This window comes from Nocardioides pacificus (assembly GCF_054775955.1).
Genome location: NZ_BAAHCI010000005.1, coordinates 1,793,070 through 1,818,942 on the forward strand (window position 1 = coordinate 1,793,070; position 25,873 = coordinate 1,818,942).

Genomic DNA, 25,873 nt, shown 5'->3' on the forward strand with positions numbered 1-25,873 from the left:
TAAGGTATCTCAGGTGACCGCCGACCAGCCCCCGATGCCGGAGCCGCGGATGACCGCGTCCTACGACGCCGGCGTCCGTGAGCTGCTGGTCGCTCTGCGCGACTTCACACGTGCCGACCAGGAGATGCGCCGGCGGCTGAGCGCGACCATGCGGATGAACGTCACCGATGTCCAGGCGCTGCGTCATGTCATTGATTCGGAGCGGACGGCCGGTTGGACGACCCCGCGTGAGCTGGCGGCCTATCTGGGCATCTCGACCGCGTCCACCACCAAGCTGCTCGACCGGCTCACCGCCTCGGGTCACCTCGTCCGCGCAGCCCACCCGAGCGACCGCCGCTCGGTGGTGGTCACCTCCACCCCGCACGCGCGCGAGGAGGTCCGGACCCGGCTGGGAGCCATGCACGAGCGGATGCGGGAGATCGCCGAGGCGGTGCCGTCCCAGGCGCGCGGGGCGGTGGTCGCCTTCCTGCAGGCGATGGCGCGGGAAATGATCGAGACAGGCGCCGTCGACCCTCTGCTTCCAGCCCCGGAGGCGTCTCCGGCTGACTAGGCTGAGGCCATGGCGCTGGAGCAGTCCGTCGAGGCAGGTGTGGCCGAGCAAGCCCGGAGGGTGCGCGAGGGGGAGACCTCCTCTCGGAGGCTGGTCGACGCCTCGCTGGAGCGCATCGCGGAGCGGGACCCTGCGCTGAACGCGTTCAGCGTGGTCCTGGCCGACGCCGCGCGCGCCGACGCCGACGCCCGCGACGCCGCGCTCGCGTCGGGCGCCGAGCCCGGTCCGCTCCACGGCGTGCCGATCGCCGTCAAGGAGGAGGTCGACGTCGCGGGCTGCGTCACGACGTACGGCGGTCGCGGCAACAGCACGCCGGTCGGCGAGGACGGCGAGCTGGTCCGCCGACTGCGGGAGGCCGGCGCCGTCCTCGTGGGCAAGACCACGATGCCCGAGTTCGGCGCCTGGCCGTTCACCGAGTCGGTCGCGCAGGGCATCACCCGCAACCCCTGGGATCCCTCGCGCACGCCGGGTGGCTCCAGCGGGGGTACGGCGGTCGCCGTCGCCACCGGCATGGTGCCCGCGGCGATCGGCGGGGACGGCGGCGGCTCGATCCGGATCCCCAGCGCCTCGTGCGGGCTCTTCGGCCTCAAGCCGCAGCGCGGCCGGGTCACCACGGCGCCGATGCGGCACCTGTGGTGGGCGCTGGGCACCGCCGGTCCGCTGACGCGCAGCGTGCTGGACTCGGCGATCATCTACGACGTCATCCGCGGCAACGTCGACACCGACCTCTACCGGGCCGGGCCCGCTCCGTCGTTCACCGAGGCGGCCCAGCGCGAGCCGGGCCGGCTGCGGATCGGCTGGTCGGTGCAGCCCGTGACCCGCGGCGTACGCCCCGATCCCGTGCACGTGCGCGCGGTCGAGGAGACCGCCGCCCTGCTCGCCGACCTCGGTCACGACGTGGCCCGCGTCGACCCGGGCTATCCCGACCCGACCGCGGCGTTCGTCCCGCAGTTCTTCGCCGGCATCCGCGCCGAGGCCGAGGAGGTCGAGCACTTCGACCGCCTCGAGCGGCGGACCCGGGAGACCTATCGCCTCGGCAGCTGGGTGCGGCCGCTGGTGCTGAAGGGGGCGCTGCGCGAGACCGAGCGCATCTCCCGGCGCGCCAACCGCGTCTTCGACTCCGTCGACGTGCTGCTCACCCCGGTGACCGCCCACCGTCCCCGCCCGGTCGGCGTGCTCGACGGCGTGGGCACGGTCCGTGCCGCCCTGCGCGCGATGCCCTCGATCGCCTACGCCGCGCTGTGGAACGTCGCCGGCAACCCGGCCGCGTCGGTGCCCGCCGGGATGGCGCCCGACGGGCTGCCCACCGCCGTCCAGCTGGTGGGCCGCACCGACGACGAGGCCACGCTGTTCAGCCTCTCCGCGCAGCTCGAGGCGGTCCGTCCCTGGGCCCAGCGCCGCCCGCCCCGATGAGTGCCATCGAGGTCTCGGGACTGACGAAGCTCTACGGCGACTTCCGCGCCGTCGACGACGTGACCCTCGACGTGGGCGCGGGGGAGTTCTTCGGGATCCTCGGGCCCAACGGCGCCGGCAAGACCACTGCGCTGGAGATGATCGAGGGGCTGCGCCGGCCCGACGCCGGTGAGATCCGGGTCTTCGGCGAGAGCCCGTGGCCGCGCAACCCCGCGCTGCTGCCGCGCATCGGCGTCCAGCTGCAGGCGTCGTCGTTCTTCGAGCGGCTCACCACGCGCGAGCAGATCCAGACCTTCGCCGCGCTGTACGGCGTGCGGGCCGGCGCCGCGGACGAGTGGCTGGAGCGGGTGGGGCTCAGCGACAAGGCCGACGCCCGCGTCGAGGATCTCTCCGGAGGCCAGGCCCAGCGCCTCTCGATCGCCTGCGCCCTGGTCCACGACCCCGAGCTGGTCTTCCTCGACGAGCCCACCGCGGCCCTGGACCCGCAGGCGCGCCGCAACCTGTGGGACCTGCTCTCCGGACTCAACGACTCCGGCCGCACGGTGGTGCTGACGACGCACTACATGGACGAGGCCGAGGTGCTCTGCGACCGGGTGGCGGTGATGGACCACGGCCGCCTGCTGCGCCTGGACTCGCCGGCCGCGCTGGTGCGCGACCTCGACGCGCCCACCCGGATCACCGTGGCCCCCGGGCAGCTGTCGCGTGACGAGGCGGCGGCGCTGCCCGGTGTGAGCGCGGTGGCCGACGACCCGGACGGCCTCGTCCTCACCTCGCGCGAGCCCGCTGTGGTGCTGACCCGGCTGGCTGAGACCAACAGGCTCGACGGCGTGCGCGTCACCTCCGGGACGCTGGAGGACGTGTTCCTCGACCTCACCGGACGGGAGTACCGCGCATGAGCGCCCGGGCCTTCACCAGCCTGTCGGCCGCCATCGCGAAGGGCTTCTTCCGCGACCGGGGCTCGGTGTTCTTCGCGATCGTCTTCCCGCTGATGTTCCTGGTGCTCTTCGGCGGGGTGCTGTCCAACCCCACGCAGTCGCGCATCGACCTGATCCAGGTGGGGGAGGTCTCGCTCATCGACGACTTCGACGCCGCGACCCGGGCGGCGTTCGAGGACACCTTCGAGGTGACCCGCTCCACCGACGCGGCAGGGGCCGTCGACGAGGTGCGCACCGGCGACGCCGACGTGGCCCTGCAGATGGTGGACGGGGAGACGGTGGACGGGGAGCTGGTCGCTCACTACACCGAGACCGACCAGACGGCCGCGGCGATCACCCGCGGGGCTCTGCAGGCGTTCGTCGACGGCGCCAACGTCGCGGCGTCGGGCCGCCCCCCGACGTACGCCCTGCGCACCGAGCGGGTCGAGGACGACTCGCTGGAGACCATCCAGTTCGTCACGCCCGGCCTGCTCGGCTGGGCGGTCGCGATGAGCGCCAGCTTCGGCGCCGCGGCGACCCTCCAGGGCTGGCGGCAGAGCAAGCTGCTGCGCCGCCTGCAGCTCGCGCCGGTCTCGACCCGCACGGTGGTCGCGGCCCGGATCGCGGTCACGGTCGGGATCGCTCTGGTGCAGATGGCGATCTTCCTCGGGCTCGGGGTGGCGGCGTTCGGCCTGAAGCTGACCGGGTCCTGGCCGCTCGCGATCCCGCTGGTCGTGGTCGGCACGCTGTGCTTCATGGCCGTCGGGCTGCTCGCCGGCGCGGTGGCCAAGACCACCGAGGGGGCGGTCAACATGGCCAACTTCCTGGTCCTGCCGATGGCCTTCCTCTCCGGGTCGTTCTTCTCCCTCGACGGAGCACCCGGGTGGCTGCAGACGGTGAGCAGCCTGATGCCGCTGCGCCACCTCAACGACGGGATGCTCGACGTGATGGTGCGCGACCAGGGCTGGGCGGGCATCGGTCAGCCGATGGCGATCCTGGCCGGCTTCGCGATCGTGGTCACGCTGATCGCCGCCCGGCTCTTCCGCTGGGACGCCGACTGAGCCGTCGGGCTCAGCCCAGGGGAGCGGCGACGAGCTTGAACGCGGCGCCGGCGGGGTCGGCGACCGCGGCGAGCCGGCCGTACGGCGTGTCGTCGGGGCCCTGCAGCACCCGGCCGCCCAGCGCGCCGACCCGGTCCAGGGCGGCGTCGACGTCGTCCACGCGGGCGTAGAACATCCAGTGCGAGGTGGCGTCGGGGGTCAGGAGGCCACCGTCCATGATGCCCGCGAGCGGCTCGGAGTCGTGCAGCGCGTGGGCGTAGCGGAACTCGTCGGAGTCGCTGAGCGTCTCGGTCCGCCAGTCGAAGACGTCCTGGTAGAACCCCAGCGAGGCCTTGAAGTCGGTGCTGTAGGTCTCGAACCAGGCGGGGGCGCCCACCGCTCCGACGTCGGTGAAGCCGGGGTGGTCCGACGGCTGCCAGGCCCCGATCTCGGCGCCGGCCGGGTCGCGGACCACCAGCATGTGCCCGGCGCCGCCGACCTGCATCGGACCGGCCAGCACCGTGGCGCCGTGGGCCCGGGCCCGCTCCGCAGTCGCGAGGACGTCGTCGGTGCGCAGGTAGACCGACCAGGCGGTCGGGCCGGCGTCGATGCCGGCGCTGTCCATGCAGCCGCCGACCGGAGCACCGTCGCGCAGGAACAGGCGATAGCCGTGGAACTCCTCGGACGGCGCGGTCGCCTCCCAGCCGAGGAGGTCGCGGTAGAAGTCGACCGCTCCGTCGGGGTCGGAGGTGAACAACTCGATCCAGCAGGGGGCGCCGGCGGGGGTGGACACGGTCATGGATCTGCTCCTCGCAACGAGTGGGTGTGCTGCGAGGTCCGACCGGTGTGCCGCGCGAGAATCATCGCCGGCGGGGCAGGCGGGGTCAGCTGGCCTTCTTGGCCGGCGTCCTCTTGGCGGGGGCCTTCTTGGCGGGGGCCTTCTTCGCCGCGGACTTCTTGGCGGTGCCCTTGGCGGGGGTCTTCTTGGCCGGGGCCTTCTTCGCGGCCGCCTTCTTGGCGGTCGACTTCCGAGGGGCTTCGTCCTCGGCGTCCTCCGTGTCCTCGGCGTCCTCGGCCGGCTTCTCGCCCCGGGCCGTCTTGGCCGCGTCCACCGAGCGCTGCAGGGCGGCGAGCAGGTCGACGACCTCGCCGGAGGACTTGGTGGAGGTCTCGGTGCGCTTGACCTCGCCGCCCTCGATCTTGGCCTTGACCAGCGCCTCCACGGCGCCGGCGTAGTCGTCCTCGAACTCGCTGGCGTCGAAGTCGCCGGCGAGGGTCTCGACGAGCATGTGCGCCATCTTCACCTCGGAGTCCTTGACCTCGCCGGTGTCGATGTTGAAGTCGGGCTTGCGGACCTCGTCGGGCCACATCATGGTCTGGAGCACGATCACGTCGTCGCGCACCCGCAGCACCGCGACCGTCGTACGCTGCCGCAGCGCCACCGTGACGACCGCCATCCGGTCGGCGTCCTTGAGCGCCTGGCGCAGCAGGGCGTAGGCCTTGGCGCCGGCCTTCTCGGGCTCGAGGTAGTAGGACTTCTCCAGCAGCAGCGGGTCGATCTGCTCGGTGGGCACGAACTTCTCCACCGAGATCTCGCGGCTCGAGGTCGACGGCAGCTCGGCCATGTCCTCGTCGCTGAGGATGACCATCTCGCCGTCCTCGGTCTCGTAGCCCTTGGCGATGTCGGCGTAGGCCACCTCCTCGCCGTCGATGGAGCAGATCCGCTGGTACTTGATCCGCCCGCCGTCCTTGGCGTGGACCTGGCGGAACGACACGTCGTGGGACTCGGTGGCGGCATAGAGCTTCACCGGCACGCTGACCAGCCCGAAGGAGACCGCGCCCTTCCAGATCGCACGCATTCCTCGCACCCTTCTCGCACACCGTCGGCCGACCCTCGGACCAGTATTGCCCTCTCTACCCTCCGTGCGCTGCCCCCAAGCCTGTGAGAATGCGACCCATGCGCCCGATGCTCGCCACCCGCGGCTCCCACGTCCCGACCGGCGACGACTGGGTGCACGAGGTGAAGTGGGACGGCATGCGCGTGCTGGCCCGCCTCGATCCCGACGCCGACTCTGACGCCGACTCCGGGCGAGTGGTCCGGCTGACCAGCCGCAACGAGAACGACGTGACGGTGTCGTTCCCCGAGCTGCAGGAGCCCCCCGAGGGGCTGCTGGGCCGCTCGGCGCTCCTCGACGGCGAGGTCGTCGCCTTCGCCGACGGGATTCCGACCTTCGCCGCCCTGGGCGACCGGATGCACGTGCGCAACGCCCGGCGCGCGGCCGCCCTGGCGACGACCAACCCGGTCACGTTCATCGTCTTCGACCTGCTCGCCCTCGACGGCGACGACCTCACCCGCCGCCCGCTCGCCGAGCGCCGTGAGCTGCTGGAGGGCCTCGGGGTCGGGTCGGCGACCTGGCAGGTGCCCCCGTGGTACGACGACGGCGACATGCTGCTGCGCGCCACCGCCGCCCAGGGCCTCGAGGGCGTGGTCAGCAAGAGGCGCTCCTCGCGCTACGAGCCCGGGGCGCGCAGCAAGGCGTGGCTGAAGTTCCCGCACCGGCGGCGCACGTCGTACGTCGTGGGCGGCTGGCGCGCGGAGACCGGGTCGGACACCCGGCTCGGTGCCGTGCTGGTGGGGGAGCCCACGCCCGACGGGCTGGTGTTCCGCGGGCGGGTCGGGAGCGGGATCACCGGACGCACCGGTCCGGCGCTGCTCGAGCAGCTCGGCCCGCTGGCCCGCGCGAGCAGCCCCTTCGCCGACCCGATCCCGCGCGTCGACGCGCTCGGCACCACCTGGGTCGAGCCCGTCGTCGTGGTGGACGTGGAGGCGCTCGGGCTCGGCGGGCAGGGCCGGCTGCGCCAGCCGTCGTACCGTGGCACCCGCCCCGACCTCGGACCGGAGGACCTCTGATGCCCCGACTGCTCGCCCGCGTCGCCGCCGTCGCCGCGCTCGCGCTCGCCCCGCTCGCCGTACCCGCCGCCACGCCGGCCGCGGCTCCCGGCCCCGGGCCCGGCGGCTCGATGACCACCCGTCTCGACGGGGTGCCCGTCCGGATGGGCCCGAAGACCCGCCAGGTGCTGACCGTGAACCCCACGCGCGGTCACCACGCGCGGGTGACCTGGTGGGTGCGCACCGACAGCGGGTGGAGGGCCGAGATGCGCACCCGCGACGGCCGGATCGGGTACGGCGGACTGGTGCCGGGCCACCGCCGCCGGCAGGGGACCGGGACGACGCCGCTGGGGACCTACGCGCTGCCCTCGGCGTTCGGGATGCACGCCCCGCGGAAGACCTGGGACCTGCCCTACCGGCGCGTCCGTCAGGGGGACTACTGGGTGCAGGACAACGCCTCGCGGTTCTACAACCGCTACCGCAACAAGCGCCAGGGTGGCTTCCGCTGGCGGCTGCCGGCCAGCGACCCGAACTCCTCGGAGCGGCTGCTCGACTATCGCCGGCAGTACGAGTGGGCCGTCGTCACCGGCTTCAACCGAAAGCAGGTCCGCCACCGCGGGTCCGGGATCTTCCTGCACGTCAACGGCTCCGGGGCGACCGCCGGCTGCGTGAGCGTGCCGCGGCCCTTCATGCGCGCGTTGATGCGCCGGATCGAGGCGACCCCGACGGCCCGGATCGCGATCGGCAGATGAGCGACGTCCAGGTCGAGGTCGACGGCCGGCGCCTGAAGATCAGCAACCTCGACAAGGTGCTCTACCCGAGCACCGGCACCACCAAGGGCGAGGTGCTCAACTACTACGCGCAGGTCGCGCCGGTGCTGCTGCCGCACCTGGCCGACCGGGCGGTGACCCGGATCCGGTGGCCGCACGGGGTGCAGGACGGCAGCTTCTTCGAGAAGAACACGCCTCCCGGGACGCCGTCGTGGGTGCGCACGGTGAAGGTGCCGACCACGGGGTCGCGGGCCGGCGCCTCGTCTCGGGGCGCCGACGAGATCGTCTTCCCCATCGTCGACGACCTGGCCACGCTGACCTGGCTGGTCAACCTCGCCTCGCTGGAGCTGCACGTGCACCAGTGGACGGTGGGGCGCAACGGCCGCCCGCGCAACCCCGACCGGCTGGTCATCGATCTGGATCCCGGCGAGCCGGCGGGGCTGCACGAGTGCTGCCAGGTGGCGCTGCGCGTCCGCGACGAGCTGGCCGAGCGCGGTCTCGAGTGCCGGCCGGTGACGAGCGGGAGCAAGGGGCTGCACCTGTATGCCGACCTGCCCGGCCGGCGCCGCGGCTCGGACGCGACGACCGCGCTCGCCAAGGAGGTGGCCGAGGGGCTGCAGGCCGAGCTGCCGAAGCTGGTGACGGCCACGATGACCAAGGCCAAGCGACCCGGCAAGGTCTTCTTGGACTGGTCGCAGAACAACGGCTCCAAGACCACCGTCTCGCCCTACTCCCTGCGGGGCCGTGAGCGGCCCACCGTGGCCACCCCCGTGACCTGGACCGAGGTCGAGGCGGGCGCCGAGGACCCGTTCGGTCTCGAGCAGTTCCGTCTCGAGGAGGTCCTCGAGCGGGTGGCCGAGCACGGGGACCTCTTCGCCTGACGTGACGGCCTGACGTGACGGCCCGACGTGTCCGGGCCGTGGCCCTCTGTGCCCCTTTCGTGCATCGGACCGGGTCTGAATGTGGAAAAGCCCGGGCTATGCCACCCGTCCGCCTATGCTTCGCATCGTGGACCCGCACGTACTCGTCATCGAGGACTCCGACGACATTGCGATGCCGTTGGTGCGGATGCTCGAGCGCGAGGGATACGTCGTGTCCTGGACCGAGGACGGCGCCAGCGCACTGGCCCACCTGGCGAGCAAGCCCGTCGACGTCGCGATCCTCGACCTCGGACTGCCGGACATGGACGGCCTCGAGGTCTGCCAGCGCGCACGTGACGCCGGCTTCGAGGGCGGGATCATGATCGTGACCGCGCGCGCCGAGGAGCTGGACCGCGTCGTCGGGCTCGACTACGGCGCCGACGACTACCTCGCCAAGCCGTTCAGCGTCGCCGAGCTGCAGGCCCGGGTGCGCGCCCTCCTGCGGCGCAGCGCGCCACGGCGTCCCGCGGAGGTCGTGATCACCGCCGGGCAGCTGCGCATCGACGTGGCCGCCCGCCGGGTCTTCTCGGGGGACCGCGAGATCCAGCTCACGACCAAGGAGTTCGACGTGCTCGCGCTCCTCGACGGCGCCCGCGACACTGTGGTGTCGCGCCAGAAGCTGATGGACGAGGTCTGGGACCACAACTGGTACGGCTCCACCAAGACCCTCGACGTGACCGTCGGCCGACTGCGTCAGAAGCTCGACGAGGCAGGGGTCCAGGAGAAGGTCGTCACCGTGCGCGGGGTCGGCTTCCGGCTGGAGACCGCGTGAGCACGCCGCGCCCCGTCGAGACCTGGCTCACCGACATGGACGGCGTCCTGGTCCGCGAGGAGGTCCCGATCCCCGGCGCCCAGGAGTTCATCGAGGCGCTCAAGACCTCGGGCCTGCGCTTCCTGGTGCTGACGAACAACTCGATCTACACCCCGCGCGACCTGCGTGCCCGACTGCTCGGCGGCGGGATCGACGTCCCCGAGCAGGCGATCTGGACCTCCGCGCTGGCGACCGCGCAGTTCCTCGCCGACCAGCGCCCGCACGGGTCGGCGTACGTCGTGGGGGAGGCGGGGCTGACCACCGCACTGCACGACATCGGCTACGTGATGACCGACCGCGATCCCGACTACGTGGTGCTGGGGGAGACCCGGACCTACTCCTTCGAGGCGATCACCAGGGCGATCCGGCTGATCGCCGGCGGCGCCCGGTTCATCGCCACCAACCCCGACCCGAGCGGCCCGAGCCAGCAGGGGCTGGTCCCCGCGACCGGGTCGGTGGCCGCGCTGATCAGTGCCGCGACCGGTCGCCAGCCCTACTTCATCGGCAAGCCCAACCCGCTGATGATGCGCAGCGCGCTCAACCGGTTGGAGGCGCACTCGGAGACGACGGTGATGATCGGCGACCGGATGGACACCGACATCATCAGCGGGCTCGAGGCCGGACTGCGCACCGTGCTGGTGACCACCGGCTCCACCAGCCCCGAGCAGATCGAGACGTTCCCCTACAGCCCGACCCGCGTCTTCGACTCGATCGCGGACCTCGTCGAGCTGGTGGAGACGGGTTTCTGAGCCGACTCGCCGTAGGGTGGGCCCGTGTCTGAGGTCTCGCCCGCTGTCCGCCATCCCACCCCGAGCGCGATCCAGCACCTGGATGTGGCCGCGAAGGCCCTGCTCGTCCTGCTGCTGGTGATGGCGACGCTCAACCCCGAGCTCGGCAACGTCGAGGGCAAGGGCGCCGGATTCCGGACGATCGGCTATTCCCTGCTGGCCTTCACGGTGCCGGTGATCTGGTACCTCCGCTGGCGCGAGCGCGCGTCGTTCCCGTGGCTCGCGGACCTGCTGGTCACCGTCACCTGCTTCACCGACACCCTCGGCAACCGGATGGACCTCTACGACGCCGTGTGGTGGTTCGACGACTGGATGCACTTCATGAACACCGGTCTCCTCGCCGCCGCCGTGCTCCTGCTGACCCTGCACAACAGCGCCACCCTGGGAGCCACCCTCGAGCGGGCGCTCGCCTTCGGGGTCCCGGCGGCGCTGGCCTGGGAGATCGCGGAGTTCTTCGCGTTCATCAGCAAGTCCTCCGAGCGGGCGGGCGCCTACGTGGACACCCTGGCCGACATGACGCTGGGGACGATCGGCACCGTGGTCGCCGCGTTCGTCGTACACCGTCTGTGGCAGCGGGGGCGGCTGGCCACCACTGCCCCGCAGCTCGCCGGCCGGCTCTAGATGTACCCGGCCATCAGGTTGGTAGCAGCCGGCTGATGGGTGGTTGGCCTCCGAGTGCGCTGTGGCGGCGGACAGTGTTGTAGTGCTCGAGCCAGGGTGCAAGGGCGGCTGCGCGGGCGGCGTTGGTGGTGAAGGCCTGGCGGTAGGCCCATTCGGTGGCCAGGGTGCGGTTGAGGCGTTCGACCTTGCCGTTCTGCCAGGGGCAGTGGGGCTTGATGAACTTCTGCTTGATGTCGAGTTCTGCGCACACGCCCTTGATGTCGGCTGAGTGGCGGTAGGCGAAGGCGTTGTCGGTGATCAGCCGCTCGATGCGGGTGATGCCTTTGGTGGCGAAGTAGGCCGCGGCCCGTTGGAGGAACGCTGCACAGGTCGTGCCCTTCTCGTCGGGCAGGACCTCGGAGTAGGCCAGCCGGGAGTAGTCATCGACCAGCGAGTGCACGAAGTCGTAGCCGGTCTTGGCCTGGCGGTCTCGGTTGCCGTTGCCGCGGCCGTGGGCTCGCCAGCCGCCGCCGTCGGGGATGCGGGCGAGCTTCTTGACGTCCATGTGGACAAGCTCGCCGGGCCGTTCGCGCTCGTAACGGACCGCAGTGGCCTTCGAGGACCGGATCACCTCGCCGGTCATCGGGTCGCACTCACGCAGGTAGGGCACCCCATGGCGGCGCAGGATCCGCGAGACCGTCCGGGCCGGCACGCCGACCTTTGGGCCGAGCACGTCGGGCCCGTCGCGATGCTTGACGCGGGCAGCCAGGACCTTCTGCTCGACCTCAGCGCTGGTGCGGGTCGCCATGGTGTGCGGTCGCGATGAACGCGTCACCAACCCGGCCTCACCCTGGCGGTGAACCGGTCGATCCAGGTCTTCACGCACTTGCGAGACACGCCCATCGCAGCGGCGATGCTGGCTTGGGTCCAGCCGGCCTCATGGCGTTGAACGATCAGTCGGCGACCGTGAACAGTCAGCCGGGCATTACCGTGGGACACGAGAACCTCCGGGTTGGAGTGGGCCTTAGACAAGCCACATCCCATTCGGAGGTTCTCGCTCGTTCAACCAGGCGCGCCGCTACCAACGTCCTGGCCGGGTACATCTAGAGCCTTGTCTGGGCCTCGACCAGATTGCGGCCCGCGTCCTTGGCCCGATAGAGCGCCTGGTCGGCGGCGCGGAGCATGTGGTCGACGGTGACGCCGTCCGGGCGCCCGTCACCGACGGCCGCCACCCCGACACTGGTCGTGATGACCCCCCACGGAGCGTTCAGCTCGTGGGGGATGGCCAGGCCCTCGATCGCCTGGCGCAGTCGCTCGGCGAGGACCGCTCCGCTCGAGAGGGCCTGCTCGGGGAGGATGACCAGGAACTCCTCGCCGCCGTAGCGGTAGGAGGCGTCACCGGCCCGGCACTGCTGGAGGATGGTGGTGGCGATCTGCTGCAGGACGTGGTCCCCGGCCTGGTGGCCGTAGTGGTCGTTGTAGGACTTGAAGCGGTCGATGTCGCACAGCACCATGCAGTAGCTGTGCCCGTAGCGCTGGACCCGGGTGGTGAGCGCGTCGAGGTCCTCGCTCAGCTTGAGGCGGTTGCCCAGGCCGGTGAGCGGGTCGGTGCGGGACTGCTCGCGCAGCTGGGCGGTGAGACGCTCGAGGTCGCCGTTCTGCTCGCTGAGGCTGCGGTGCGCCGAGGTCACCCGGTCGGCGCTGCGCAGCCGCGCCTGGAGCTGCTGGGGGTCGAGCGGCTTGGTCATGTAGTCGTCGGCGCCGGCGTCGAGTCCCTGGACGAGGTGGGAGTCGCCGAGTGCGGTGAGGAAGATGAAGTAGGGGTAGGCCCGGTCGCCGGTCTCGCGCACGCGACGGCAGAGCTCCAGGCCGTCCATCTCGGGCATCATCCAGTCGCTGATGACGACGTCGATCCCGGGCGACTCGCAGAAGACCTCCCAGGCGCGCAGTCCGTCCTCGGCGACGAGGACCTCGTGCCCGGCGTTCGCCAAGTGGGTGCGCAGGACCAGCCTCGAGACCTCGTCGTCCTCGGCAACCAGAATTCTCACGCAACGCCTCACTTTCCACTTCAGCGTACGGGCGGACCCGGCCTCAGGCGCACTGTTACGGCGCCTCATCCGTCCAGCGAGACATCTCCTCCCACTCCCGGCACGATCAGCCCGCTCTCGTAGGCGACGACGACGGCCTGGGCGCGGCTGGACAGTCCGAGCTTGGACATCACCCGCTTGACGTGGGTCTTCACGGTCGACTCGCCGAGCACAAGTCGGCCGGCGATCTCGGAGTTGCTGAGTCCGCTCCCGATCAGCTGCAGCACCTCCGTCTCCCGGGGGGTCAGCCCTGCCAGCGCCTGGACCGGTCGCGACAGGGGAGGGCTGCGTCGGGCGTGGGTCTCCACCAGGCGCTGGGTGATCCGCGGCGAGATCAGTACGTCGCCGGCGACGACCGACTGGAGGGCGGCGAGGATCCGCGGGGGAGGGGTGTCCTTGAGCAGGAAGCCCGACGCGCCCGCGCTCAGGGCGGCATAGACGTACTCGTCGAGGTCGAACGTCGTCAGGACGACGACCTGGGGAGTCGTCTCGTCGTCCTGCCTGTCCTGCCTGTCCTGTCCTCCCTGCCCGGTCGGCCGGGCGAGGATCAGCCGCGTCGCCTCGATGCCGTCCATCACCGGCATCCGGATGTCCATCAGGACCACGTCGGGACGGGTCGCCGCGGCGAGCGCGACGGCGTCGGCGCCGTCCGCCGCCTCGCCCACGGGCTCGAACCCGGGGGCTGCCGCGAGCAGGGCGGTCAGGCCGCTGCGGATCAGCGCCTGGTCGTCGACGACGAGGACACGGACGGTCATGACGACTCCACGAGGGGCAGCCGGAGCAGCACCCGCCACCCGCCCGCCGGACGAGGGCCGGCGTGCAGCACGCCGCCGTAGAGGGCCGCCCGCTCCCGCATCCCGCGGATGCCGTGTCCTGGTGGGGTGGTCATGGCGGGCGAACCGGCGCCGTCGTCGGCGACGTCGACGGTCAGCACGCCCTCGGCCTCGGTGATCGACACGGTCGCGGAGCCGGCGGGACCGGCATGCTTGAGCACGTTGGTGAGCGCCTCCTGCACGACGCGGTAGGCGCACAGGGCGAGCCCGGGGGGCAGGTCGGGGGTCGGGGTGGGGGTGCGCAGGTCGACGTCCAGCCCGGTGCCGCGCAACCTTGCCACCAGGGCCTCGACCTGGCCCAGCCCCGGCTGGGGGTCGTACGGCGCGGTCTCGGTCTCCTCGTCGCGCAGGGCGTCGAGCATCCGGCGCAGGTCCAGCAGTGCCTCGCGCCCGGCCGCGCCGACGTGTCCGATGGCCGTCCGGGCGACCGCCGGGTCGGTGTCGAGGACGTACTCCGCGAGGCCCGACTGCAGCGCCACCACCGACATGTGGTGGCTGACCACGTCGTGCAGCTCGCGCGCGATCCGGGTGCGCTCCTCCGCGACGGCGCGAGCCGCCTGGGCGGCGGCGTCCTCGGTCTCCCGGGCCCACTCCTTGGCCCAGCGCCGGGTGGCGTCGCCCAGCGCCCAGGCGACCAGGCAGGTCACGCCCGCCTGGACGGCCATCGCCCAGGTGACGCCCTCCACGGTGCGGTGGGCGAGGGCGATGACCGCGATGGCCCCGGGGAAGAGCGCGGCCGCCACCCGGCGGGGGCGCAGCGTCGCGACCGTGAACATCGCGACCATCAGGCCGCTCGGTCTGCGGCACACCACCGTGCCGGGCAACCGCGCCGGCATCCCCGGGCCGCACGCGGTCGGCTACGAGCGCTTCCCCGGGCCGGACGCCACCGCAGAGGACCCCGACTACGGCGACGCGATCGACGCGACCCGGCAGAACCCGACCTGGGGCGGCGCGGCCGGCGAGATGATCAGCACCACCCGCGACACCAACCGCTTCCTGCGCGCGCTGGTCAGCGGCGAGCTGCTGCGTCCGGCGCAGCTGCGGGCGATGCAGCGGACCGTGGCGACGAGCAAGGAGTTCCGGCAGAACTGGCCCGGCGCGCGCTACGGCCTCGGCCTGATGTGGGTGCCCACGTCGTGCGGCGGCTCGTGGGCCCCCGGCGGCGACAACAGGGGCTTCCAGACCCGCAACGGCGTCACCCCTGACGGACGGCGCAGCGTGATGGTCACGATCAACACCGACTCGTTCCAACGCGACGAGGGAGTGCCGGCGACGAAGCACGACAAGACCACCGCGCTGATCGACCACGCGCTCTGCGGGGTCTGACGATCTCAGGTCGGTCAGCAGGTCCTGCGGCACGACGGGGATGTCTGATTCCCACCCGTCACACAAGTATTTGTTGTCCACAGCCGTGGGAACTGCCTCTAGATCGCGCGTCCGCTCAGCGGATATAACTCTTCCGGGAGCCTCACTCGGGATGGGTACTCATGACGATGACCTCGGCAAACGGCCACAGCACTCTGCACGGTGCGCACGGTCACGCTGCCCTCCTCGAACTGCTCGACGAGCAGGTGCGCGAGATCGTGCGCCGGGAGAACATCGACCCTCAGCGCGACGCCGTCGTCGTACGGCGCATCGCGGAGTCGGTGGTCCGCGACCACGACGAGCGCAGCCTCACCGGGGCGGTGGCGCCGGTGGCCGACCCCGCCTCGGTGGTCGGTGAGCTCCTCGCCCGGGTCTCCGGGTTCGGGCCGCTCCAGGCGTTCCTCGACGACCCGAGCGTCGAGGAGGTGTGGATCAACGATCCGAGCCGCGTCTTCGTCGCCCGCAACGGGCGCCACGAGCTCACCAACCTGGTGCTCACCACGGCCCAGGTCCGAGAGCTGGTCGAGCGGATGCTCAAGTCCAGCGGCCGCCGCATCGACATCAGCCAGCCGTTCGTCGATGCGATGCTCCCGGAGGGGCACCGGCTCCACGTGGTGCTGGAGGGGATCAGCCGTGGGTTCTCGGCCGTCAACATCAGGAAGTTCGTCCTCAAGGCAGCGCGGCTGCACGACCTGGTCGAGCTGGGCAGCCTGACGCCGCGAGCGGCCTCCTTCCTCGAGGCGTCCGTGCGCGCCGGCCTCAACGTGCTGGTCGCCGGCGCGACGCAAGCCGGCAAGACGACCATGCTCAATTGCTTGGCGGCGTCCATCCCCGGGAGCGAGCGGGTGATCTCCACTGAGGAGGTCTTCGAGCTGCGCTTCCCTCACCCGGACTGGGTGCCGCTGCAGACGCGCCAGTCGGGACTAGAGGGGACCGGGGAGATCCGGCTGCGGGACCTCGTCAAGGAGAGTCTGCGGATGCGGCCGAGCCGGATCATCGTCGGCGAGGTCCGGGCCGAGGAGTGCCTCGACCTCTTGCTCGCGCTCAACTCGGGCCTGCCGGGGATGTGCACGATCCACGCCAACAGCGCCCGAGAGTCCCTGGTCAAGATGTGCACCCTGCCCCTGCTGGCTGGGGAGAACATCTCGTCGAGGTTCGTGGTCCCGACGGTCGCCAGCTCGGTCGACCTGGTGGTGCACCTGGGACTCGACCATCGTGGCGTGCGCCGCGTGAACGAGATCGTGGGAGTGCCGGGCCGCGTCGAGAACGACAACATCGAGAGCGAGGTCCTGTTCACCCGTCAGGCCGGGGAGCTGCGCCGCGTGCACGGCATGCCTCCCCATCTCGAGCGTTTCGAGCGGGTCGGGATCGATGTCCACCGGTTGCTCAACGAGGGCGTCTGATGGGTGCGCTTCTCGGGCTCGGGGTGGGCGTCGGCCTGATGCTGGTGTGGTCGGCGTTCTTCCTTCCCCGACAGCCGCGACGGGCGCGCGTGCGAGCCGGACGGCTCACGCACCTGCTGGCCCGTGCCGGGCTGGGGCAGGTCAGCGCCTCCAGCCTGCTCGTGCTCTGCCTCGTGCTCGCGGTCGTGGTGGCCGTGACGATCCAGCTGGTCTCAGGGACCCCGCCGGTGGCGCTCACCTTCGGGGTGATGGCGGGCTACAGCCCGGTGGCGATCGTGTCCGGACGTGCGCGTCGGCGGCAGCGTGAGTTCGCGGAGGTCTGGCCGGAGGCGGTGGACAACCTTGCCTCCGGCGTGCGCGCCGGCCTCTCGCTCCCCGACGCACTCGGGGCGCTCGGCGTCCGAGGCCCTGAGCCGCTGCGCGATGCCTTCGACCAGTTCGCCCTCGACTATCAGGTGACCGGTCGCTTCGGGGAGTCCCTCGACAAGCTCAAGGACCGGCTGGCGGACCCGGTCGGGGACCGGGTCGTGGAGGGCCTCCGGGTCGCCCGTGAGGTGGGTGGGGGCGAGCTGGGGCGGCTGCTGCGGAACCTGTCGGGCTACCTGCGTGACGAGGCGCGGACCCGCTCGGAGATGGAGTCGCGGCAGGCCTGGACCGTCAACGGCGCGCGCTTGGCCGTGGCCGCCCCGTGGCTGGTGCTGCTGATGCTCTGCTTCCAGTCCGAGGCGATCTCGCGCTACTCGTCCCCCGGTGGGGTCTTCGTGCTCGCGGTCGGAGCGGGTGCCTGCATCCTGGCCTACCGCCTGATGATGCGACTCGGCCGACTGCCGACCGAGCGGCGGATCCTGTCATGAGTCTCACCTGGTGGGGCGCCCTGCTGGGCGCCGTCGTCGGCGCCGGGCTGCTGCTGGTCGGGCAGCGGATCCTCGTCATCCGCCGCCCGCAGCTGGCGCTGCGTGTCCTGCCCTACGTCCGCGACCTGCCGCAGGTGGGTCGGACCCCCGCACTGCGGGTGGCGACAGCGACGCCTGTCGTCGCCGTGAGCGGGGTGTTCGGCCCGTCGCTGCGCTCGGCCGCTGACTGGGTGGAGCGGATCCTCGGTGGTGCGACGTCCGTCCGGCGACGGCTCGAGCGCGCCGGCATCGACAAGAGCGTCCACGAGTTCCGCATCGAGCAGGTCCTGTGGGGGCTGGTCGGGTTCGTGCTGGTCGCCGCCTTCGGCGTGCTGGAGGCGCTGCGCAACCCCAGCGGCTCCGTGGGGACGCTGATCTTCTGCCTGACCGCCTTCGTGACGGGTGTCCTGGCCCGTGACTACCACCTGACCGGCCAGGTCCGCGCCCGGGAGCGGCGGATCCTGGCGGAGTTCCCCACCGTGGCCGAGCTGCTGGCGTTGGCGGTGGCCGCCGGCGAGAGCCCCGTGGCTGCGCTGGACCGGGTGGTCCAGCGCAGCGGAGGAGAGCTGTCCGGAGACCTGGGTCGGGTGCTGGCCACGATCCGCACCGGGGCTCCGGTCGGAGAGGCGTTCGACGGCCTGGCCAAGCGGACCGGACTGCCGCTGGTGGCGCGCTTCGCCGAGGGCATCGCCATCGCGGTGGAGCGGGGGACCCCGCTCGCCGACGTGCTGCACGCCCAGGCCGCCGACGTCCGTGAGGCCGGCCGGCGCGAGCTGATCGAGGTCGCGGCCCGCAAGGAGGTCTTCATGATGGTGCCGGTCGTCTTCCTGGTCCTCCCCATCACGGTGCTCTTCGCGTTCTGGCCCGGCATCGTCGGGCTCAACCTCACCACTCCCTGAAGCGTTCTCCACACCGATGAGAAGAGGAATCGATGGACCCGATCTCGCTGGCGATGACCCGGCTCTACGTCACGCTGAGCCTGCTGCCACTGAAGCCGCCCGAGCGCGACGAGCGCGGCGACGTGCCCGGCTGGGTGATGATCACGGTGATGACCGCAGGACTCGTCGGGGGTCTGCTCGCCATCGCCCGGCCGCAGCTCAACCAGATGCTGCGCAACGCGCTCGCCGGCGTCACCGGCTGACCATGCCCAGAGTGCGCGACCGTGACCAGCGGGGGTCGGCTGTCGTCGACTTCGTGCTGGTGATGGTCGTGCTGATCCCCCTCGTGCTCGGGATCCTGCAGGTGGGGCTCGTACTGCACGTGCGCAACACCCTGACCTCCGCGGCCTCCGAGGGGGCCCGCCACGCCGGCACCCTCGATGCGGGACCCGCCGAGGGCGTGGCAAGGACTCGGGCCGAGATCGCCGGCGCCCTCTCGGATCGCTATGCGAGCGACGTCAGCGCGCGGAGCGCGGCGGTGGACGGCGCGCCCGGCGTGGTGGTGACGGTCCGTGCGACGGTACCTCCGCTCGGGCTGTGGGGCCCCGGCGTGCCGCTCGAGGTCACCGGCCACGCGGTCGAGGAGGACCGATGAGGCGACACCGGAACGAGGAAGGGAGCGCTCTGGTCGAGCTGACCTGGCTGGGACTTCTGCTGCTGGTGCCCCTGGTCTACGTCGTCCTCTCGGTGTTCGAGGTCCAGCGCGGCGCCTTTGCGGTGACCGCCGCGTCCCGGGCCGCCGCTCGCGCCTACGCCTTGGCCGAGACCGACGCCGAAGGCAAGCAGGACGCCCTGGCCGTCGCCCGCCGTGCCTTCGCCGACCAGGGCATCGAGAACGCTCCCCTCGAGCTCCACGTGAGCTGCCAGGCAGGTCTCACCAGCTGTCACAGCGGCACGGCGGTGATCACGGTGACGATCGAGTCGGGCGTCGAGCTACCGCTCGCGCCCGACATGCTGGGAGGCGGCGCGCCGACCTTCCGGCTCGACGCCACCCACTCGGTGCCCATCGGCCAGTTCCAGGAGCGCTGATGCGCCGCAGTCATCCCCGAGACGAGCGCGGCCAGACCTCGCTGCTGATCATCGGCTTCGCGACCATCCTGCTGCTGGCTGTCGCGGTCGTCGTCGACGCCTCCGCGGCCTACCTCCAGCGCCAGGGGCTGGCGACCCTGGCCGATGGGGCCGCGCTGCACGGGGCAGACGGGGGAGCGCGCGGGATGGAGACCTACACGACCGGGCTCGCCGACGACCGCCTCGCCCAGGCGGCCTCGGGTGCGAGGGCGGCAGTGGCGGACTACTTCCGAGCCAGCGACGCCTACCGGCGCTACCCGGGGCTGACCTACGAGGTGCGCGCCGACGGCGAGCGGATCGTCGTACGGGTTCGTGCGCCGCTCGACCTTCCGCTCAGCGTGCCTGGCTCCCCGGGCAGCACGATGATCGGGGCCCAGGGCTCCGCGGTGGTCACCATCGAGCGCTGAGCCCCCTGGCAGCGGCAGGAGTTGGACCGGGTGCCTCGGCTTGCCACCATGGAGGGCTGCAGGTGACCCCACTGAGGAGGAACGATGTTCCCGATCAAGCAGCTCGGCACGACCCTCGCCCTGACCGCGGCGACACTGCTGGTCCCGACGGCGCCGACCGCGCAGGCGGCGCAGTCGCGCGCGATCGCCCCGGACCGCTACGAGGGCCAGGCCGTCTCGGCCTCCAACGCCCAGCGCCAGCGTCAGGGACGCAAGCGCCTCGCCACCAACCGGTGCCTCGCCCGTCAGGCTGATCGGCACGCGCTGCGGATGGCGCGCCAGCGCCGGATCTTCCACCAGGACCTCTATCGCGTGATGCGCGTGTGCCGGCTGCGCAGCTCGGGGGAGAACGTCGCCGCCGGCTTCCCCAACGGTGTCGCGGTGGTGAACCGTGGCTGGATGCGCTCCGCCGGCCACCGGGAGAACCTGCTGAGCCCGCGCCACCGGCTGGTCGGGATCGGCGCGGTGAAGCGGAACGGGCGCTGGTACGTCGCGCAGGTCCTTGGCGCGAGGGCCTGATGCCACCCCAGCGCCGTCAGCGCCGCACGGCTCCGCTGAGTCGGTCGAGGAAGGCCAACTCGACAGTGACGACGTCGTCGTGGTCGAGGCCCCCGGCGTACACGTCGTAGTGCCCGCCGCGGCTGCGGTACAGCTCCCCGCGCGGAGCCCGGGCGGCCACCCGCAGTGCCGGACCCGTCGGCGCCATGGTGTCGTCCTGCGCCACCACCATCAGCAGGGGACAGCGCGCCCGACCGGCCCGGCGCACCGGACGGCTGAACGTGACGTCCAGCAGGCTGCGGGCGGTGATCCGGTTGGGCCACGGCGTGCCGTCGGTGGGCTGCAGCCGGGCCAGTCCCAGGAGCGCGTCCTCGGTCGCGATCACCCCGAACTCGTCCTCGCCGACGATCAGCGGCAGGTAGCGCGGCTGCTGCCCCCGGGCAGCGCCCAGACGATCCAGGACGGCCTGGCGCATCAGCCGCAGGCCCCGTGCCGGCGGCACGTTGGTCAGGCCGGCCAACCCGTCGACCAGCGGACACTGGGTGATCGCCCCGGCGAGGTAGGGCTCGCTCGCGGCGAGCTCGACGACGTGCATGCCCGCGAACGACGTGCCCCAGACGAACACGCGGTCGGCGTCCACGTCGTCGCGTGAGCGCGCGTGCTGCAGCACCGACCGGTAGTCCGCCAGTTGGGCGCCGATCGAGAGCAGCTCGCGGGGCTCGCCGCCCGACTCGCCCCAGTGGCGATAGTCGAAGACCAGGCAGAGGTAGCCGGCCGCGGCGAACGCCTCCGCGAACGGCGCGAGCCCGGCCGCCTTGATCCCGCCGATCCCGTGCGCCATCACGATCGCGGGATGCCCGCCGCTCGGGGGAGGAGCGGCGGGCGCGTAGACCCAGGTGTGGATCGCGGTGCCGTCGGCCCCGTCGATAGTGTGCGAGCTACGGGGCGGCAGGTCGGGCATGGCGTTAAGTTACGGTGAGGAACGTATGTCGGTCAACGGACGTGGGCGCCCTCGCGATGCCCGACTAGGTCGTGCGCTGCTCGACGCCGCCTGCGAGCTGCTGGCGGAGGAGGGCTACGCCGGGACGACGATCGAGGCGGTGGCTCGGCGCGCGGGCACGACCAAGCCGGCGCTCTACCGCCGCCACCGCAACCGGGTGGAGCTGGTCGTCGACGCGCTGGTGGACCGCTTCGGCGACGACCCGACGCACGACACCGGCAGCCTGCGCGGCGACCTCGAGGACCTCCAGGAGCACCAGCTGGTCCTGTTCGGCGACCCGGTCGTGCGTGGCGCGTTCGTCGGTCTCCTCGACGAGCTGCGGGGCGACGCCTCGGGAGCCGTCTTCGTGGAGCGCTTCCTCGCTCCCCGGCGTGCTGCCACGACGCGCATCCTCGAAAGGGCCGCCGAGCGCGGGGAGATCGACCCCTGTCAGGATCCCGACTGGATCTGCGACCTGATCACCGGGCCGCTGATGATGCGGGCCTTCCTGCCCGGCCTGCCCCCTCTGGGGCCGCGTGTCGCGAGGCAGACCGTCGAGGCCGCTCTTTCCGCCCTGGGCGCCACAAGTTAATAGCACGCCAACCCCTTGCCAGGGGACTCCCTGCTCCGTATGTTAACGAGGAATCACATAACTCGGCGCTCGGAAGCAGGCATGAAATGACCCAGGTAAGCAGACGTAACGTGTTGTCCCTCGGGGCGGCGCTGGGGCTGACCGGGGCTCTTGCCTCGTCCACCTCGGCCTGGTCGTGGTCCCCGGCGGGATCGATCGCCGGAGCGGGCGCCGGCATCGACCCCCAGTGGGTGTGGGACGACGAGCTCGACCGGATCGTGGCCAACCTCATCGAGGACGGCCAGGTTCCGGCGGCCAACCAGGCGTTCGGCACCTGGGTGAACAACAACGACGCCGTCCCGGCGGGGCTGCCGCCGGAGCTGCGCACGTTCCTCCAGCAGTCCACCAAGCTTCCGGCCTGGGCCGACGTGGCGAAGCTGCGCCGTGCGGCGGACTACAACCGGCGCAAGGACACCTTCTTCTTCGTGCTGTACGGCGTGGGCGGCGGCATCATGAGCACGGTCATCCCGCGTGAGGCGAAGTCGGTCTACTGGTCGAAGGGCGGGGCCGACATGCAGGACCGGGCGGCCAAGACCTTCACCTTCGGCTACGACCAGGCCGAGCTCGGGGGCTACGAGCCGAGTGGTCAGTTCCTCGTCACGGCCAACAAGACCCGCACGGTGCACTCCGCCGTCCGCCATCTCCTCCCGCAGATGCCCAACTGGCGTGCGGTGGCCGACGAGCGCATCCCGATCAGCAACCACGACATCCTCGTCACCTTCCACTCCACCGGCACCTTCGCGCACAAGAAGCTCAAGGAGTGGGGCGTCGCCGGGTCCGCCGCCGACCAGGAGGCCTTCCTGCACTCGTGGCAGGTGGCGCTGCACCTGCTCGGTGTCAAGGACGAGTACATCCCGGCGACCTGGGCCGACGCCCACGCGCAGTCCGAGCAGATCCTGACGCCGATCCTCAACCCGACCTACGAGGGCCGTGAGCTCGCCGAGGTGCTGCTCGGCCTCACCGCCCAGGTGGACCTCGGGGTCACCCGCGGCTTCCTCAACGAGTTCGTGCGCTACCTCCTCGGTGACGAGGTGGGCGACTGGCTCCACCTGAGGCGCGACTACGCGGCCAAGCTCCTCGTCCGCACGGCGTGGCCCGCGTACGTCGGCTTCCGCGAGGGGACCATCAGGATCATGCCGGCCAGCTACTACATGTTCGACCAGTTCGTGCGGGCGCTGGCGATGGCGTTCCTCAACAAGGGGGCGGACGGCAAGACCACGCCGATCGAGATCCCCGACATGAACCGGCCTACCGGCTGAGCGCTCCCAGGAGGAGGGCCGTGACCGCGTCCCTGTTCTCGTCGGTGTCCTGCCAGTGCAGGTAGCGGCCGGCCTCGACGGCCGCGCCGAAGCCGGCGTGGACCAGGGCCCGGGACTGGCGACTGTCCAGTCCCGGGCGCGCCGCGTTCAGGTGCTGCTCCCACCGCTCCACGTGCTCGTGCTGGACGGCGGTGACCGGTCGACGCAGCTCGGCGGGAAGCCCCACGATCTCGGCCTCGGCGACGCTGATCAGGGCGAGGTTCTCGAATCGGTAGGCGACGTAGGCGGCGGCGAGCGCCTCCAGACCCTCCTCCGGGGCGCGCACCCCGCGAAGGGCCTCGCCGACGGCCTGCTCCAACATCGCGGCCGTCTGCAGGCACGCGGCCGCCAGGATGTCGGCCTTGGCCGGGTAGTGCCGATAGATCGCCGAGGCGCCCAGGCCCACCTCGCCGGCGATCTGGCCCAGGCTCACCTGGTGATAGCCGTTCTGGGCGAACAGCGGGATGGCGGCCCTCAGGATCTCGGCGCGACGGCTGGCGGGCTCGGGCTGGGCCGGCAGGTGGACCCCCGCGGCGCGGGCGGTCGCTGCGGCCGGGTCGACCGAGGCCACCCCCAGCGCCGCCTCGGTGAGGACCTCGAGGGCACGAGGCCGGGCGATCGGCGTGTGGTGCAGGGTGATCGAGCCGATCGCGCCGAGCGCCGACGCCGCGCGCAGCCGGGGCTGGGGGCCTCCCAGGTCGCGCTCGAGTGCGACGGCCACCGCGTCGATCACGCCGGCGAACTTGGCGCGCAGCTCCGCACGCTCCTGGGCCTCGAGGAACCGGGCCTCCCAGCGGTAGACCCCGCCCGAGGCGCGGTGGTCGAACGTCACCTTCGCCAGGGCGCGGAGCAGCTCCGGCAGGGCGACATCCTCGGGGAGTCCCGCCCGGACGTCGAGGAGGCGATCGGCCATCAGGATGGTGCACTCGGCGAACAGCGCGTACTTGTTGGGGAAGTGGCGATACAACGCCGTCGCCGTGATGCCGACCTTCGCTGCCACCTCCTCCATGGAGGCGCCGTGATAGCCACGCTCGCTGAAGACCGGGCCGGCGGCGTCGACGATCAGCTGGCGGCGGTTGCGCGGTCGCCGACGCACCGGCGTCTCCTCGACCGTCATTCGACGACCAGCCTCCGCTCCCGTCGTACGACGGCAGTCACCGCGCGCCCCACCGCCTCGGCGAAGTCGTCGCCGGCGAGGGTGCCGGGGGAGACCTGCTCGTCGAGGAAGAGTGCCTGCGATGCCCCCAGTGCGAAGAGGATCCGCCAGGCCGCCTCGGCGTCGGCCGCCGTCGTGCCGAAGCGTCGCTGGAGCCAGCCGACCACGGTGGTCGCCAGGAGGTGACTGCTGCGCACGTTGCGCACCGTGAAGTCGCCGGACCCCTGCCCCTCGACGAGGAACGCGCGCATCGCGGCCCGGTGCTCGGAGAAGATCCCCAGCGCCTCACGCGCGAGCAGCGCGATCGCGCGCTCGTCGTCGGGCTCGGCGTCAGCGCGGGCGAAGGCCGCCGCCGTGCTCTCCTCGATCGCTTCGAGCGCCCGCTCCTGGACGGCGAGCAGCAGCCCGGTGCGGTCGCGGAAGCGGTGGTAGAGCGAGCCGTTGGACGTCCCGGCCGCGCGAGCGACCGCTGCGACGGTGACCGCTTGCAGCCCGCCATCGGCGAGCAGGCCCAGCGTGGCGTCGAGCATCCGGTCCGCTGAGGACGAGCTTCGAGACTGCAGGGGGGCACGCACGGCGACAGGCTACGACCTCTGGACGAAGTGGAGCGCGCGCTCTAGTCTGACGCGCATGAAGCGCGATCACTGGAAGGTCCTCAACGACTCCCTCGACCCGGAGCACGACTACGTCGAGATCTATCGCAACGTCACCATGCACGAGTTCCCCTGGGACATGAACCAGGCGCTGAGCTTCGCGCTCTTCCGCACCTACGCGGTCCCCGGGGTGGGCAGGCTGCTGTTCGAGACCGGGCAGTTCACCGGATCTGTCCAGAAGCGGTACGACGACACCGCGCTGCTGCTCGAGCCGCCCGTGCGGCACGGCTTCGAGGACCCGCGGGCCCGCGCCGCGATCCGCCGGATCAACCAGATGCACCGCAGCTATGACATCCCCGACCACGAGATGCTCTATGTCCTCACGACGTTCGTCGTGGTGCCGAAGCGGTGGCTGGACGACTACGGCAAGCGCCCGCTCACCGACAACGAGCTGCGGGCCTCGGTCAACTACTACCGCCGGCTCGGCAGGCACATGAACATCCCGGGCATCCCGGAGGACTATGCGGGCTTCGCCGACTTTATGGACACCTACGAGGCCGAGCACTTCGCCTTCCATGAGGGCGGCCGTGCCGTGGCCGACGCGACGATGTCGCTGATGCAGACCTTCTATCCGTCGTTCGCCGCTCGTCCGGTCGAGGTCTTCAGTCGGTCGCTGATGGACCGCCCGCTGCTCACGGCCTTCCAGTACGACGAGCCGCCGGCGCCGGTCGTGCGGGCCTCGCGGGCGGCGCTCCGGGCGCGTGGCAAGGCGCTGCGCCTGTTCCCTGCTCGCAGGAAGGGCAAGGTCATCGAGGACCTCTCCTGGATCCGCAGCTATCCCGACGGCTACGACATCGAGCAGCTCGGCACCTTCCCGACCGGCTGCCCCGTGCCCCACGCGGCGTCGTCACCCAGCTGACCCGGCGCCAGATCTCGCTGACCCGGCTCCAGATCTCGGTGACCCGGCTCAAGTTGTCCCCAGGGGTACG

General features: G+C 71.7%; 30 protein-coding genes and 1 pseudogene. 22 read left to right on the forward strand and 9 right to left on the reverse strand.

The annotated features are described in order from the left end of the window. Positions 1–13 precede the first annotated feature (13 nt). The 4 genes from ACYU7L_RS11240 to ACYU7L_RS11255 are packed head-to-tail and all read left to right on the forward strand — an operon-like array spanning position 14 to position 3,938. On the forward strand, positions 14–550 hold the full coding sequence (locus ACYU7L_RS11240) for a MarR family winged helix-turn-helix transcriptional regulator (protein ID WP_460796341.1): 537 nt from the start codon (positions 14–16) through the stop codon (positions 548–550). A gap of 9 nt (positions 551–559) precedes the next feature. Next, positions 560–1,963 carry an amidase gene (locus tag ACYU7L_RS11245; RefSeq protein WP_460796343.1) on the forward strand — a complete coding sequence of 468 codons (1,404 nt, stop codon included), beginning with the start codon at positions 560–562 and terminating at the stop codon, positions 1,961–1,963. Then, positions 1,960–2,859, forward strand: coding sequence for an ABC transporter ATP-binding protein (locus ACYU7L_RS11250; protein WP_460796345.1), 900 nt, complete (start codon positions 1,960–1,962; stop codon positions 2,857–2,859). Before ACYU7L_RS11245 ends, ACYU7L_RS11250 begins: the two co-directional genes overlap by 4 nt. Continuing rightward, positions 2,856–3,938, forward strand: coding sequence for an ABC transporter permease (locus ACYU7L_RS11255; RefSeq protein WP_460796348.1), 1,083 nt, complete (start codon positions 2,856–2,858; stop codon positions 3,936–3,938). The genes ACYU7L_RS11250 and ACYU7L_RS11255 overlap by 4 nt, the downstream gene beginning before the upstream one ends. Positions 3,939–3,948: 10 nt before the next feature. Here the strand turns inward: ACYU7L_RS11255 and ACYU7L_RS11260 are convergent, their stop codons facing one another. Then, positions 3,949–4,716: a VOC family protein gene (locus ACYU7L_RS11260; RefSeq protein ID WP_460796351.1), complete on the reverse strand. Its 768-nt coding sequence runs from the start codon at positions 4,714–4,716 to the stop codon at positions 3,949–3,951. Between the two features lie 85 nt (positions 4,717–4,801). After that, positions 4,802–5,776 (reverse strand): non-homologous end joining protein Ku, encoded by a 975-nt coding sequence (gene ku / locus ACYU7L_RS11265; RefSeq protein WP_460796355.1) that lies wholly within the window; start codon positions 5,774–5,776, stop codon positions 4,802–4,804. 98 nt (positions 5,777–5,874) lie between these two features. On the opposite strand from ku, the gene ligD (ACYU7L_RS11270) reads away from it, so the two are divergent. The 6 genes from ligD (ACYU7L_RS11270) to ACYU7L_RS11295 all read left to right on the forward strand — a co-directional run bounded on the left by ligD (ACYU7L_RS11270) (position 5,875) and on the right by ACYU7L_RS11295 (position 10,717). Beyond that, entirely contained in the window at positions 5,875–6,828 is a 954-nt protein-coding gene (ligD, locus tag ACYU7L_RS11270; RefSeq protein WP_460796358.1) for a non-homologous end-joining DNA ligase, read from the forward strand. Further along, positions 6,828–7,559, forward strand: a complete 732-nt coding sequence (locus tag ACYU7L_RS11275) for a L,D-transpeptidase family protein (protein WP_460796361.1) — start codon at positions 6,828–6,830, stop codon at positions 7,557–7,559. Before ligD (ACYU7L_RS11270) ends, ACYU7L_RS11275 begins: the two co-directional genes overlap by 1 nt. Then, positions 7,556–8,458 (forward strand): non-homologous end-joining DNA ligase, encoded by a 903-nt coding sequence (gene ligD / locus ACYU7L_RS11280; protein WP_460796362.1) that lies wholly within the window; start codon positions 7,556–7,558, stop codon positions 8,456–8,458. The genes ACYU7L_RS11275 and ligD (ACYU7L_RS11280) overlap by 4 nt, the downstream gene beginning before the upstream one ends. A 127-nt stretch (positions 8,459–8,585) precedes the next feature. Then, the gene (locus tag ACYU7L_RS11285) at positions 8,586–9,269 is read left to right on the forward strand and encodes a response regulator transcription factor (RefSeq protein ID WP_460796364.1); all 684 of its coding nucleotides are present in this window, start codon (positions 8,586–8,588) and stop codon (positions 9,267–9,269) included. Then, on the forward strand, positions 9,266–10,057 hold the full coding sequence (locus ACYU7L_RS11290; RefSeq protein ID WP_460796367.1) for an HAD-IIA family hydrolase: 792 nt from the start codon (positions 9,266–9,268) through the stop codon (positions 10,055–10,057). Before ACYU7L_RS11285 ends, ACYU7L_RS11290 begins: the two co-directional genes overlap by 4 nt. 24 nt (positions 10,058–10,081) lie before the next feature. Beyond that, positions 10,082–10,717: a hypothetical protein gene (locus ACYU7L_RS11295; protein ID WP_460796369.1), complete on the forward strand. Its 636-nt coding sequence runs from the start codon at positions 10,082–10,084 to the stop codon at positions 10,715–10,717. 13 nt (positions 10,718–10,730) lie between these two features. Here ACYU7L_RS11295 and ACYU7L_RS11300 read toward each other — a convergent pair. The 4 genes and pseudogenes from ACYU7L_RS11300 to ACYU7L_RS11315 form a co-directional block, all read right to left on the reverse strand. Beyond that, positions 10,731–11,695: pseudogene (locus tag ACYU7L_RS11300) on the reverse strand (IS481 family transposase). A 104-nt stretch (positions 11,696–11,799) separates the two neighbouring features. Next, on the reverse strand, positions 11,800–12,744 hold the full coding sequence (locus ACYU7L_RS11305) for a GGDEF domain-containing response regulator (protein ID WP_460796372.1): 945 nt from the start codon (positions 12,742–12,744) through the stop codon (positions 11,800–11,802). Positions 12,745–12,809: 65 nt separating this feature from the next. Continuing rightward, positions 12,810–13,538: a response regulator gene (locus ACYU7L_RS11310; protein ID WP_460796376.1), complete on the reverse strand. Its 729-nt coding sequence runs from the start codon at positions 13,536–13,538 to the stop codon at positions 12,810–12,812. Further along, a complete protein-coding gene (locus tag ACYU7L_RS11315) occupies positions 13,535–14,401 on the reverse strand; it encodes a sensor histidine kinase (protein ID WP_460796378.1) in 867 nt (288 codons plus the stop codon). The genes ACYU7L_RS11310 and ACYU7L_RS11315 overlap by 4 nt, the downstream gene beginning before the upstream one ends. On the opposite strand from ACYU7L_RS11315, the gene ACYU7L_RS11320 reads away from it, so the two are divergent. The 9 genes from ACYU7L_RS11320 to ACYU7L_RS11360 all read left to right on the forward strand — a co-directional run bounded on the left by ACYU7L_RS11320 (position 14,385) and on the right by ACYU7L_RS11360 (position 20,248). Then, positions 14,385–14,942 carry a serine hydrolase domain-containing protein gene (locus ACYU7L_RS11320; RefSeq protein WP_460796381.1) on the forward strand — a complete coding sequence of 186 codons (558 nt, stop codon included), beginning with the start codon at positions 14,385–14,387 and terminating at the stop codon, positions 14,940–14,942. The two genes, ACYU7L_RS11315 and ACYU7L_RS11320, sit on opposite strands and share 17 nt — an antisense overlap. A gap of 161 nt (positions 14,943–15,103) precedes the next feature. Continuing rightward, positions 15,104–16,384, forward strand: coding sequence for a CpaF family protein (locus ACYU7L_RS11325; protein WP_460796384.1), 1,281 nt, complete (start codon positions 15,104–15,106; stop codon positions 16,382–16,384). Continuing rightward, positions 16,384–17,238, forward strand: coding sequence for a type II secretion system F family protein (locus ACYU7L_RS11330; protein WP_460796386.1), 855 nt, complete (start codon positions 16,384–16,386; stop codon positions 17,236–17,238). The genes ACYU7L_RS11325 and ACYU7L_RS11330 overlap by 1 nt, the downstream gene beginning before the upstream one ends. Further along, positions 17,235–18,176: a type II secretion system F family protein gene (locus ACYU7L_RS11335; protein WP_460796389.1), complete on the forward strand. Its 942-nt coding sequence runs from the start codon at positions 17,235–17,237 to the stop codon at positions 18,174–18,176. Before ACYU7L_RS11330 ends, ACYU7L_RS11335 begins: the two co-directional genes overlap by 4 nt. A 32-nt stretch (positions 18,177–18,208) precedes the next feature. Further along, positions 18,209–18,418, forward strand: a complete 210-nt coding sequence (locus ACYU7L_RS11340; protein ID WP_460796391.1) for a hypothetical protein — start codon at positions 18,209–18,211, stop codon at positions 18,416–18,418. Positions 18,419–18,420: 2 nt separating this feature from the next. Then, positions 18,421–18,810 carry a TadE/TadG family type IV pilus assembly protein gene (locus ACYU7L_RS11345; protein ID WP_460796393.1) on the forward strand — a complete coding sequence of 130 codons (390 nt, stop codon included), beginning with the start codon at positions 18,421–18,423 and terminating at the stop codon, positions 18,808–18,810. Continuing rightward, complete coding sequence (locus ACYU7L_RS11350) at positions 18,807–19,244, forward strand: hypothetical protein (protein WP_460796395.1); 438 nt, start codon at positions 18,807–18,809, stop codon at positions 19,242–19,244. The genes ACYU7L_RS11345 and ACYU7L_RS11350 overlap by 4 nt, the downstream gene beginning before the upstream one ends. Beyond that, the gene (locus ACYU7L_RS11355; RefSeq protein WP_460796397.1) at positions 19,244–19,690 is read left to right on the forward strand and encodes a pilus assembly protein TadG-related protein; all 447 of its coding nucleotides are present in this window, start codon (positions 19,244–19,246) and stop codon (positions 19,688–19,690) included. The genes ACYU7L_RS11350 and ACYU7L_RS11355 overlap by 1 nt, the downstream gene beginning before the upstream one ends. Positions 19,691–19,774: 84 nt before the next feature. Beyond that, complete coding sequence (locus ACYU7L_RS11360) at positions 19,775–20,248, forward strand: CAP domain-containing protein (RefSeq protein ID WP_460796399.1); 474 nt, start codon at positions 19,775–19,777, stop codon at positions 20,246–20,248. Positions 20,249–20,264: 16 nt separating this feature from the next. Here ACYU7L_RS11360 and ACYU7L_RS11365 read toward each other — a convergent pair whose 3' ends face one another. Further along, the gene (locus tag ACYU7L_RS11365) at positions 20,265–21,188 is read right to left on the reverse strand and encodes an alpha/beta hydrolase (protein ID WP_460796401.1); all 924 of its coding nucleotides are present in this window, start codon (positions 21,186–21,188) and stop codon (positions 20,265–20,267) included. Between the two features lie 25 nt (positions 21,189–21,213). On the opposite strand from ACYU7L_RS11365, the gene ACYU7L_RS11370 reads away from it, so the two are divergent. After that, complete coding sequence (locus tag ACYU7L_RS11370; RefSeq protein ID WP_460796403.1) at positions 21,214–21,798, forward strand: TetR/AcrR family transcriptional regulator; 585 nt, start codon at positions 21,214–21,216, stop codon at positions 21,796–21,798. A 110-nt stretch (positions 21,799–21,908) separates the two neighbouring features. Next, positions 21,909–23,096 (forward strand): oxygenase MpaB family protein, encoded by a 1,188-nt coding sequence (locus ACYU7L_RS11375; RefSeq protein WP_460796406.1) that lies wholly within the window; start codon positions 21,909–21,911, stop codon positions 23,094–23,096. Here the strand turns inward: ACYU7L_RS11375 and ACYU7L_RS11380 are convergent. Further along, positions 23,086–24,252: a TetR/AcrR family transcriptional regulator gene (locus ACYU7L_RS11380; RefSeq protein WP_460796408.1), complete on the reverse strand. Its 1,167-nt coding sequence runs from the start codon at positions 24,250–24,252 to the stop codon at positions 23,086–23,088. The genes ACYU7L_RS11375 and ACYU7L_RS11380 overlap by 11 nt on opposite strands. Beyond that, complete coding sequence (locus ACYU7L_RS11385) at positions 24,249–24,866, reverse strand: TetR/AcrR family transcriptional regulator (protein WP_460796410.1); 618 nt, start codon at positions 24,864–24,866, stop codon at positions 24,249–24,251. The genes ACYU7L_RS11380 and ACYU7L_RS11385 overlap by 4 nt, the downstream gene beginning before the upstream one ends. A 55-nt stretch (positions 24,867–24,921) precedes the next feature. Here ACYU7L_RS11385 and ACYU7L_RS11390 point away from each other — a divergent pair, with 55 nt between their 5' ends. Further along, positions 24,922–25,803, forward strand: coding sequence for an oxygenase MpaB family protein (locus ACYU7L_RS11390; RefSeq protein ID WP_460796412.1), 882 nt, complete (start codon positions 24,922–24,924; stop codon positions 25,801–25,803). The last annotated feature ends 70 nt before the right edge of the window (positions 25,804–25,873 follow it).

What these genes read in the sequence shown, in the direction of transcription:
- ACYU7L_RS11365 (WP_460796401.1), bottom strand. Translation starts at nt 21,188, where the DNA reads ATGCCCGACCTGCCGCCCCGTAGCTCGCACACTATCGACGGGGCCGAC.
- ACYU7L_RS11250 (WP_460796345.1), top strand. Translation starts at nt 1,960, where the DNA reads ATGAGTGCCATCGAGGTCTCGGGACTGACGAAGCTCTACGGCGACTTC.
- ACYU7L_RS11315 (WP_460796378.1), bottom strand. Translation starts at nt 14,401, where the DNA reads ATGGTCGCGATGTTCACGGTCGCGACGCTGCGCCCCCGCCGGGTGGCG.
- ACYU7L_RS11335 (WP_460796389.1), top strand. Translation starts at nt 17,235, where the DNA reads ATGAGTCTCACCTGGTGGGGCGCCCTGCTGGGCGCCGTCGTCGGCGCC.
- ACYU7L_RS11245 (WP_460796343.1), top strand. Translation starts at nt 560, where the DNA reads ATGGCGCTGGAGCAGTCCGTCGAGGCAGGTGTGGCCGAGCAAGCCCGG.
- ACYU7L_RS11355 (WP_460796397.1), top strand. Translation starts at nt 19,244, where the DNA reads ATGCGCCGCAGTCATCCCCGAGACGAGCGCGGCCAGACCTCGCTGCTG.
- ACYU7L_RS11255 (WP_460796348.1), top strand. Translation starts at nt 2,856, where the DNA reads ATGAGCGCCCGGGCCTTCACCAGCCTGTCGGCCGCCATCGCGAAGGGC.
- ACYU7L_RS11360 (WP_460796399.1), top strand. Translation starts at nt 19,775, where the DNA reads ATGTTCCCGATCAAGCAGCTCGGCACGACCCTCGCCCTGACCGCGGCG.
- ligD (WP_460796362.1), top strand. Translation starts at nt 7,556, where the DNA reads ATGAGCGACGTCCAGGTCGAGGTCGACGGCCGGCGCCTGAAGATCAGC.
- ACYU7L_RS11260 (WP_460796351.1), bottom strand. Translation starts at nt 4,716, where the DNA reads ATGACCGTGTCCACCCCCGCCGGCGCCCCCTGCTGGATCGAGTTGTTC.
- ACYU7L_RS11340 (WP_460796391.1), top strand. Translation starts at nt 18,209, where the DNA reads ATGGACCCGATCTCGCTGGCGATGACCCGGCTCTACGTCACGCTGAGC.
- ACYU7L_RS11350 (WP_460796395.1), top strand. Translation starts at nt 18,807, where the DNA reads ATGAGGCGACACCGGAACGAGGAAGGGAGCGCTCTGGTCGAGCTGACC.
- ACYU7L_RS11390 (WP_460796412.1), top strand. Translation starts at nt 24,922, where the DNA reads ATGAAGCGCGATCACTGGAAGGTCCTCAACGACTCCCTCGACCCGGAG.
- ACYU7L_RS11325 (WP_460796384.1), top strand. Translation starts at nt 15,104, where the DNA reads ATGACGATGACCTCGGCAAACGGCCACAGCACTCTGCACGGTGCGCAC.
- ACYU7L_RS11275 (WP_460796361.1), top strand. Translation starts at nt 6,828, where the DNA reads ATGCCCCGACTGCTCGCCCGCGTCGCCGCCGTCGCCGCGCTCGCGCTC.
- ligD (WP_460796358.1), top strand. Translation starts at nt 5,875, where the DNA reads ATGCGCCCGATGCTCGCCACCCGCGGCTCCCACGTCCCGACCGGCGAC.
- ku (WP_460796355.1), bottom strand. Translation starts at nt 5,776, where the DNA reads ATGCGTGCGATCTGGAAGGGCGCGGTCTCCTTCGGGCTGGTCAGCGTG.
- ACYU7L_RS11370 (WP_460796403.1), top strand. Translation starts at nt 21,214, where the DNA reads ATGTCGGTCAACGGACGTGGGCGCCCTCGCGATGCCCGACTAGGTCGT.
- ACYU7L_RS11310 (WP_460796376.1), bottom strand. Translation starts at nt 13,538, where the DNA reads ATGACCGTCCGTGTCCTCGTCGTCGACGACCAGGCGCTGATCCGCAGC.
- ACYU7L_RS11380 (WP_460796408.1), bottom strand. Translation starts at nt 24,252, where the DNA reads ATGACGGTCGAGGAGACGCCGGTGCGTCGGCGACCGCGCAACCGCCGC.
- ACYU7L_RS11345 (WP_460796393.1), top strand. Translation starts at nt 18,421, where the DNA reads ATGCCCAGAGTGCGCGACCGTGACCAGCGGGGGTCGGCTGTCGTCGAC.
- ACYU7L_RS11330 (WP_460796386.1), top strand. Translation starts at nt 16,384, where the DNA reads ATGGGTGCGCTTCTCGGGCTCGGGGTGGGCGTCGGCCTGATGCTGGTG.